Below are 8,310 nucleotides of genomic sequence, written 5' to 3' on the forward strand. Positions count from 1 at the left end.
GTTTCTAAGTGTTTAATTTTCAGCAATACCTTATTACTGAGAACGCCATCCTATGCACTGGAAAAATACCCCCGTCCGCTTTGGTTCTATTTCCATGTTAATTCATTGGCTCGTCGCTCTGGCTGTTTATGGTTTATTTGCACTGGGATTATGGATGGTCGGACTGGGTTATTACGATACCTGGTATCACCGTGCGCCAGAAATACATAAAAGTGTCGGCATCCTGATTTTTGCTGCGATGGTATTTCGTCTCGCCTGGCGGTTTATTTCTCCGCCACCCAAACCGCTGGACAGTTACAGCGCGAAAACACGCATCGGCGCCTGGCTGGCTCACGTTCTGTTGTTCACCGGCCTGTTCGGCATTTTGATCAGCGGCTATCTGATTTCAACGGCTGAAGGCCAGCCGGTCAGCGTCTTCGGTTGGTTTGAGGTACCTGCTACGTTGTTTGGGCTGGAACAACAGGCTGATATTGCGGGCACCCTGCATCTGTGGATGGCGTGGGGCATTGTCATCATTTCAGGTTTTCACGCCCTTGCCGCACTTAAACATCATTTCATCGATCGCGACAGCACCCTGATGCGCATGCTGGGGCGCTGATCCGGTTTACGTTCTGCTCTTTACTTATGTTGTTCACATTATGGATAAACGGAGAATAACCATGTTGAAAAAGACCACTCTGGGTTTAACGCTGGCCTCGCTGTTACTGGCGGCGGGTTCGGCAACGGCAGCCAGCTACAAGATCGACAAAGAAGGTCAGCACGCGTTTATTGAATTTCGTATCAAGCATTTAGGTTATAGCTGGCTGTATGGCAGCTTTAACGATTTCGATGGCGGATTCACCTTTGATGAGAAAAATCCGGCTGCGGATAAAGTCAATGTCACCATCAATACCACCAGCGTCTTTACGAATCATGCCGAGCGTGACAAACATCTGCGCAGCGCTGAATTCCTGAATGTTGGCAAACATCCGCAGGCTACGTTCAAATCAACGTCAGTGACAAAAGAAGGTGAAAACCTGGCAGTGACCGGTGATTTCACGCTTAACGGCGTCACTAAGCCTTTAACATTACAGGCGAAATTGCTCGGTCAGGGCAAGGATCCGTGGGGCGGTTACCGTGCTGGCTTTGAAGCGGCAGGCACCCTCGCACTGAAGGATTACGGTATCACGACCGATCTGGGCCCGGCATCGCAGAACGTTGAGCTGATCATTTCTGTCGAGGGTGTGCAGGAGAAATAATTCCTGCCGCCAACGTAAAGGCCCTGAATCGCTCCCGCCATTCAGGGCCTTTTATAGACACCGGTCAGTCGTTTTCAGGTGCCGGAATATGCATGGTGGTTTGCAATAATCCCTTGGATTTATTGAAAATTTTTATGCCATTCTCGCGGCCCGCGCGCAAAGCCCGTTGTTCTTCTACCGGTAGCTTCAGCTCTGTCATACAGATTTCGCTGCAACATCCGTCAAATTTCGCTGCACACGTCGGACACTGAATAAACAGCAGATGGCAACCGTCATTTTTACAGTTGGTGTGATTATCACAGGCTGTACCGCACTGATGACAATGCGCAATCACGTCATCAGAAATACGCTCACCCATACGTTCATCAAACACAAAATTTTTGCCTTTGAATTTAACAGGTAAACCCTTCTCTTTGGCACGACGAGCATATTCGATAATGCCGCCTTCCACGTGATACACATTCTTAAAACCTTTGTACAGCATGTACGCACTGGCTTTCTCACAGCGGATGCCCCCGGTGCAATACATCACAATTTTCTTATCTTTGTCTTCTTTAAGCATATCAACGGCCATGGGCAGTTGATCGCGGAAAGTGTCAGACGGGACTTCAATCGCGTTATCAAAATGCCCCACCTCGTATTCGTAGTGGTTACGCATATCGACAAACAAGGTGTCCGGATCGTCAATCATGGCATTGACCTGTTCAGCTTTCAGGTACTCACCTACGTTTGACGGATCGAAAGAATCATCATCAATCCCGTCCGCTACGATGCGGTCACGCACTTTGAGACGCAGCACCCAGAAGGATTTACCGTCATCTTCCAGCGCAACATTCAGCCGGACCTGATCCAGCGCCGGATGGCTGGAAAACAACCCGGTTTTAAACGCTTCAAACTGGCTCTGCGGTACGCTGATTTGCGCGTTAATCCCTTCTTTTGCGACGTAAATACGGCCAAACACGTTAAGGCGTGTCAGACTGACATACAGAGCGTCACGGAAGGCCTTTGGATCTTCAAGCTGGAAATACTTATAAAAAGAAACCGTTGTACGGGGCTCAGTTTCAGCCAACATGCGCGCACGGAGTTCCTCATTAGAAATACGGTTATGTAACACTGGCATGGTGTACGTTCCTGTCTTTCAGGGAAATTTAACTATTGAATACCGAATAGCTACTTTTGAAGCGGCAAGATTATACATTAAAGCAACAACGAGGACATCTTACGTTGAAAATTCGGCAGAAGAAAAAACACCTGCTGTTCATTGCCCATTTTTGAAATGCGATAACCTACTCTTAGTTGTTATCTATCCTTGTAGTCCATCACCACGCTGAATTTTAAGGGGCATAAAACATGAGTAAGCTTTTTGAACCGATTTCCTTAGGGAAGCTGACCCTCGCTAACCGCATCGTGATCGCGCCAATGTGCCAGTATTCATCCGACGAAGGGAAAGCCACATCCTGGCATCACGCGCATCTTGGGCAGTTATCCTTTTCCGGCGCGGGTTTACTGATCCTTGAAGCGACCGCTGTTGAAGCCGTCGGACGCATTTCGGCCCAGGACTTAGGCTTATGGGATGATGAAACCGAAGCTGCCATGAAGGATTTAGTGACCGGCTTACGCGACAACAGTGATATGCCACTCGGTCTGCAACTCGGACATGCCGGGCGTAAAGCCTCGTGCGCTGCCCCCTGGAATGGTGGTGCACAAATTCCTCCCTCCGCAGGCGGCTGGCAGACGGTTGCGCCCTCACCGCTGGCCTTCGCGGAAGGTACCGAAGCCCCGCTCGCGATGTCCACGGAACGTATCGCAGAACTGAAAAAAGCCTATGTTGATACGGTTCGCCGCGCAGATCGCCTGGGCTTTGATCTGCTGGAGCTGCACGGCGCGCACGGTTACCTGTTGCATCAGTTCCTGTCACCGCTTTCAAACCAGCGCACCGATCAGTACGGCGGGTCTCTGGAAAACCGCATGCGTCTGCTTTTGGAAATTTTCACGGAAATCCGTGCGGCATTCCCGGCAGAAAAACCGATTGGCGTACGCATTTCTGCGACCGACTGGGTAGACGGGGGCTGGGATCTGGAGCAGTCCGTTGAACTCGCCAAAGCGCTCGACGAGCTGGGTTGCAGCTACATCCACGTCTCCAGCGGCGGCCTGAGCCCGCAGCAGAAAATCACGGTGGGTCCGAACTATCAGGTCCCCTTCGCGGATAGCATTAAGCGCCATGTAAAAATGCCGGTGATTGCGGTGGGTCTGATCACAGAACCGGAACAGGCCGAAGCGATTATCGGCACCGGGCAGGCAGACATGATTGCTCTGGCGCGCGGCATTTTGTACAACCCGCGCTGGCCCTGGCATGCGGCGGCAAAACTGGGGGAAAAAGTGGCTGCGCCGAAACAGTACTGGCGCAGCGAGCCTCACAGCGTCAAAGGTCTTTTTCTGCCGAAATAATCGCCTGACTTAACATTAACGCGGGACTCGCCAGAAACGGCATTTCGCAAACGTGATCCCGGGCGGCGGTAGTGTCGCCCGTTTCATTGACAAAAAGGCATTCTCTACTGATATTTGAATCATGGTGAGTGAATATGCCGGGAAATTAATGCGTACTTTTTGTTTTACATTCACGCAAACTATAAGTAAATGAGGTATTAGTGCCGTGGATTTTCACCTCACACCGAAAAAATGCCACAATATTCCACTTTGCTGCAAAAAATAACGTACAACGCATATTCCGGATGAATATGTGTCCGTGTTTCTGTGGCAGGCTGCTGCATTAGACAGAGCTTATAAACTTTCTACTTCGACTCACTGACGCAGAGATTCTATGACTCAGGTACCAACCTTTACTCGTTCGTTACTGCACCCGCGCTACTGGATCACCTGGATGGGTCTGGGACTGCTTTATGTGCTGGTGTTACTGCCTTACCCGGTCATTTACCGCATCGGTACCGGCCTGGGCCGCTTCTCAATGCGCTTCCTGAAACGTCGCTATAAAATCGCCCGGCGTAATCTCGAATTATGTTTCCCGGACATGCGTGCGGAACAGCGCGAAGATATGATACTGAAAAACTTCGAGTCCGTCGGCATGGGCTTGTTTGAAACTGGCATGGCGTGGTTCTGGCCAGACTGGCGCATAGAGCGCTGGTTCAAAGTCAGCGGTCTGGAACATATCCAGCATGCGAGAGAGAATAAACAAGGGGTTCTGCTAATCGGTGTGCATTTCCTGACGCTGGAACTGGGTGCGCGTATCTTTGGGATCCATAATCCCGGCGTGGGCGTTTACCGTCCTCACGATAACAAGCTGATGGATTGGATCCAGACCAAAGGCCGTATGCGGTCTAACAAAGGGATGCTGGATCGCAAAGATCTCAAAGGGATGATCCGCAGCCTCAAGCAAGGCGACATCATCTGGTACGCACCGGATCATGACTACGGTCCGCGAGCCAGTGTATTTGTGCCCTTTTTTGCGGTAGATAAGGCCGCCACCACAACCGGGACATATCTGCTGGCACGCATGGGCAAACCGGCGATTATTCCCTTCACTCCGCGACGACTGCCGAAAGGGGAAGGTTATGAGATGATTATTCACCCTCAGGTCGCTGACTTCCCGCTGGATGACGAAGTGGTTGCCGCAGCGTACATGAACAAAGTGGTGGAAAACGAGATCCGCCAGGCACCGGAGCAGTATATGTGGCTGCATCGTCGGTTTAAAACACGCCCGCAGGGTGAGCCTTCGCTCTACAAACCCCTTAGCGATTAATCAATCAAAACCGGTCCGGCCACCGTCGCTGGTCCGGTTTTTTGATTTGCTTCATCAATTTTTTTCACAAACTTCTTCAAACTTATCAGATTTTATCCGATCCTGTTTAGGCCAATACTCTCCCCATCATTTCTCCACGTGATTACTCCGCTTATTTTGGAGCCGCGTGACCCCCGCCTCTGAACAGGCATGTTACCTTTAAAAGGAACACATTATGTTGGCTAAACTGAACACCGCCTTTACCCGTGCTGTTGATCATCAGAATTTCGGTAAGCTTTTGTTGCGTCTGACTTTTGGTATTTTAGTTTTATTCCACGGTGTGGCAAAAGTGGAAAATGGTGTGGGCTGGATTGCACAGATGTTACAAGCTGATGGCCTGCCTGGCTTTATTGCTTACGGTGCCTATATAGGTGAAGTGATCGCGCCGGTGCTGATTATTCTGGGTATATTCACCCGCCCTGCCGCGCTGATTCTGGCATTCAATATCTTAGTGGCCGTTTTCCTGGTTGTTGGCGGCAAATTCTTCACCGTCACCGAAGTGGGTGCCTGGGGACTGGAAGGTGAAGCTCTGTATTTCTTCGGTAGCCTGGCCATTATGTTCCTGGGTAGCGGCCGTTACTCTGTTATGAAGAACGAAGCCCTCCGTTAAGATCTGGTTTTAGTTGTGTCTTTCATTGTCTGTTTTTAATTCTGTGTCTGTCGCGGTCAGCCTCGGTGCTGACCGTTTTTTTTGACTTTTACCGCGCTGAATTGCTCTTCTTTATCCCGCCAAATTTTTTGAACCTGTATTTCACTTGGCTTGTTACAGTTCATTAACATCATTGAAGTGAATGATAATTAGGCGCATAATTATCAAGCCAACTGACTGTTATTTGTGCTCTGTCTTGTTTCTTTCTCTCATTCCAGAGCAAATCTGATCCCTTTATTCGGTACTATATGACTTCGGCCTCTGAACCTGAAATCGCCCCAGATCCCATTAACTGGAAACGAAATTTATTTGTTGCCTGGATCGGTTGTTTCCTTACCGGTGCTGCATTCAGTCTGATCATGCCTTTCCTGCCCCTTTACGTGGAAACCCTCGGCGTAACCGGTCATGAATCCCTGAATATGTGGTCCGGGCTGGTGTTTAGTATCACTTTCCTGTTTTCCGCCATCGCCTCACCTTTCTGGGGTGGGCTCGCCGATCGTAAAGGCCGAAAAATCATGCTGCTGCGCTCTGCACTTGGTATGGCGATTGTCATGGCGTTAATGGGATTTGCACAAAACATCTGGCAGTTTCTGGTTCTGCGTGCATTACTCGGTTTGCTTGGCGGATTTGTTCCTAATGCCAATGCGCTGATCGCCACCCAAATTCCGCGCAATAAAAGCGGCTGGGCACTCGGCACGCTGTCTACCGGTGCCGTGAGTGGCGCCCTGATTGGTCCGCTGGTCGGCGGCTTGCTCGCTGACAGCTACGGTTTGCGGCCGGTTTTCTTCATCACAGCGTCCGTGCTGTTTCTCTGCTTCCTGATGACGCTGTATTTCATCCGTGAGCAATTTGTCCCTGTGAACAAAAAAGATATGCTCAACCGTAAACAGGTTTTCGCTTCACTGAAAAACCCCAAACTGGTGCTCTGTCTGTTCGTCACGACGCTGATTATTCAGGTAGCAACCGGTTCTATTGCGCCCATACTCACGTTGTATGTGCGTGAACTGGCGGGAAATACCCAGAACCTGGCGTTTATCAGCGGTATGATAGCTTCGGTGCCGGGCGTGGCCGCACTGATGAGTGCGCCGCGTTTAGGCAAACTCGGTGACCGGATAGGCCCCGAGCGGATCCTGGTGGCGATGATGGCGTTATCTGTGCTGTTATTGATTCCGATGGCCTTTGTACAAACACCATTGCAGTTGGGTATTTTGCGTTTTCTGTTGGGTGCCTGCGATGGTGCATTGTTGCCAGCCGTTCAGACCCTGCTAATTTATAACTGCACGAATCAGGTGGCAGGACGGGTATTTAGCTACAACCAGTCATTCCGTGATGTCGGCAATGTCACCGGTCCGCTACTGGGTGCCGCGGTCTCAGCCAGCTACGGCTTCCGGACGGTATTTTTTGTCACGGCGATGGTCGTATTATTTAATGCAGGATATTCGTACTGGTGTCTGCAACGCCGGCCGCATCAGGCCATGATTGACTGAATCACAAACGGCGAAGCAGAACGGGGCATTGAGTTTTAACTACCTGCGGCGGTATGGGTGAATGTTCCGTCACCTCAACGACTGGCCGTCGCGCTTCATAATGCTTGCCAGCCGTTGTGGCCGAAGCACAGACATCAGTTTCTGTACTCTGCTGACATTTATCGCTAGGCCGTCCAGTCACGCAATGCCAGTACTACCCGATAACCGTCAATGTCCTCAAAGGTTTTGCCGCATTCATCCCAGTAGGGATTAAACGACGGTACGGCAATAAAACCCGCCTGCAGCATCTGTTCGCACTGCATACTCCACTGCTGATTATCCGGGATATAGAACACCAGAAGATGGTCTTCGGTAGGCGCACGCCCCACGGACGAGCCGTGATGATGCGTAAATTCGAGATGATAATGATGATGCGCATGCCCGACCAGCACACCGTCAAACCCCTGATGATCGCAAAAACTGCCGATGATGTCGAAGCCCAGCCCTTCTGAATACATACGCGTTATTTGCCCGAGATTATCCGTCGGGCGCGCCACCCGTAAGATTGCCTGTCGTGAAACCATCTGTACTCCTGCTCTTTTTTAAATAGCCGCAACGGCGCGGGTAAGAAAATGAGAATAGCAGAAAAAATCTGACTGATTTCGTCTGAAAACTTGCATCCTGTCAGTTATCGACAACACTCTTTTAATCAGGTTTTTCACTGTCAGATGGCTGTTACTTATTCATTAATAACGCTATTTGCTGCAGATCTCTTTATCGTTCAACTCAGGAGACAACAATGAGCATGTACGCAACGCTGGAAGAAGCACAACAATCTTTTACACACCATTAAAACTGATAGTTAGTACTCAACCGTCACTACCTCACATATCACCTTCGTACCATTCCATTCATCCTTGTAGATACTTGTATCAATCCCGCATCCCGCTTCAAACGCTCCCCACACAATAAACACTACATATGCTGCATTAAAATTTACAAAGCACTACATAGTGTAAAATTGGAGACAATACGCACGCATAATGTATTGCAAAAGAGCACTCAGGATTGTACATTTAACCATGCTGTTTATCTAACCAGTACAATGGTGAGGGGAAAATTCTATGAGTAATAATTCAGTGTCTTTTGCAAGTGTTGAAC

At 49.8% G+C, this 8,310-nt stretch carries 8 protein-coding genes; 6 read left to right on the forward strand and 2 right to left on the reverse strand.

Annotation, left to right across the window (positions count from 1 at the left end; translation table 11 throughout):
• Nucleotides 1-52: 52 nt before the first annotated feature.
• Nucleotides 53-598, forward strand: coding sequence for a cytochrome b (locus tag J1785_RS06055; protein WP_129951848.1), 546 nt, complete (start codon nucleotides 53-55; stop codon nucleotides 596-598).
• 64 nt (nucleotides 599-662) lie between these two features.
• Nucleotides 663-1,238 carry a YceI family protein gene (locus J1785_RS06060; RefSeq protein WP_217139549.1) on the forward strand — a complete coding sequence of 192 codons (576 nt, stop codon included), beginning with the start codon at nucleotides 663-665 and terminating at the stop codon, nucleotides 1,236-1,238.
• 64 nt (nucleotides 1,239-1,302) lie between these two features.
• Here J1785_RS06060 and trhO read toward each other — a convergent pair whose 3' ends face one another.
• Complete coding sequence (gene trhO, locus J1785_RS06065; RefSeq protein WP_129990522.1) at nucleotides 1,303-2,358, reverse strand: oxygen-dependent tRNA uridine(34) hydroxylase TrhO; 1,056 nt, start codon at nucleotides 2,356-2,358, stop codon at nucleotides 1,303-1,305.
• Between the two features lie 230 nt (nucleotides 2,359-2,588).
• On the opposite strand from trhO, the gene J1785_RS06070 reads away from it, so the two are divergent.
• The 4 genes from J1785_RS06070 to mdtG all read left to right on the forward strand — a co-directional run bounded on the left by J1785_RS06070 (nucleotide 2,589) and on the right by mdtG (nucleotide 7,170).
• Complete coding sequence (locus J1785_RS06070) at nucleotides 2,589-3,686, forward strand: NADH:flavin oxidoreductase/NADH oxidase (protein ID WP_217219038.1); 1,098 nt, start codon at nucleotides 2,589-2,591, stop codon at nucleotides 3,684-3,686.
• Between the two features lie 373 nt (nucleotides 3,687-4,059).
• A complete protein-coding gene (locus tag J1785_RS06075; protein WP_129951851.1) occupies nucleotides 4,060-4,995 on the forward strand; it encodes a Kdo(2)-lipid IV(A) acyltransferase in 936 nt (311 codons plus the stop codon).
• A 214-nt stretch (nucleotides 4,996-5,209) separates the two neighbouring features.
• On the forward strand, nucleotides 5,210-5,644 hold the full coding sequence (locus J1785_RS06080) for a DoxX family protein (protein ID WP_129951852.1): 435 nt from the start codon (nucleotides 5,210-5,212) through the stop codon (nucleotides 5,642-5,644).
• Nucleotides 5,645-5,931: 287 nt separating this feature from the next.
• Nucleotides 5,932-7,170 (forward strand): multidrug efflux MFS transporter MdtG, encoded by a 1,239-nt coding sequence (gene mdtG / locus J1785_RS06085; protein WP_129990523.1) that lies wholly within the window; start codon nucleotides 5,932-5,934, stop codon nucleotides 7,168-7,170.
• Nucleotides 7,171-7,334: 164 nt separating this feature from the next.
• On the opposite strand, the gene J1785_RS06090 is transcribed toward mdtG, so the two are convergent.
• Complete coding sequence (locus J1785_RS06090) at nucleotides 7,335-7,733, reverse strand: VOC family protein (protein ID WP_217219039.1); 399 nt, start codon at nucleotides 7,731-7,733, stop codon at nucleotides 7,335-7,337.
• Nucleotides 7,734-8,310 lie beyond the last annotated feature (577 nt).

The sequence above is a fragment of the Rahnella perminowiae genome, assembly GCF_019049755.1.
GTDB lineage: Bacteria > Pseudomonadota > Gammaproteobacteria > Enterobacterales > Enterobacteriaceae > Rahnella > Rahnella perminowiae.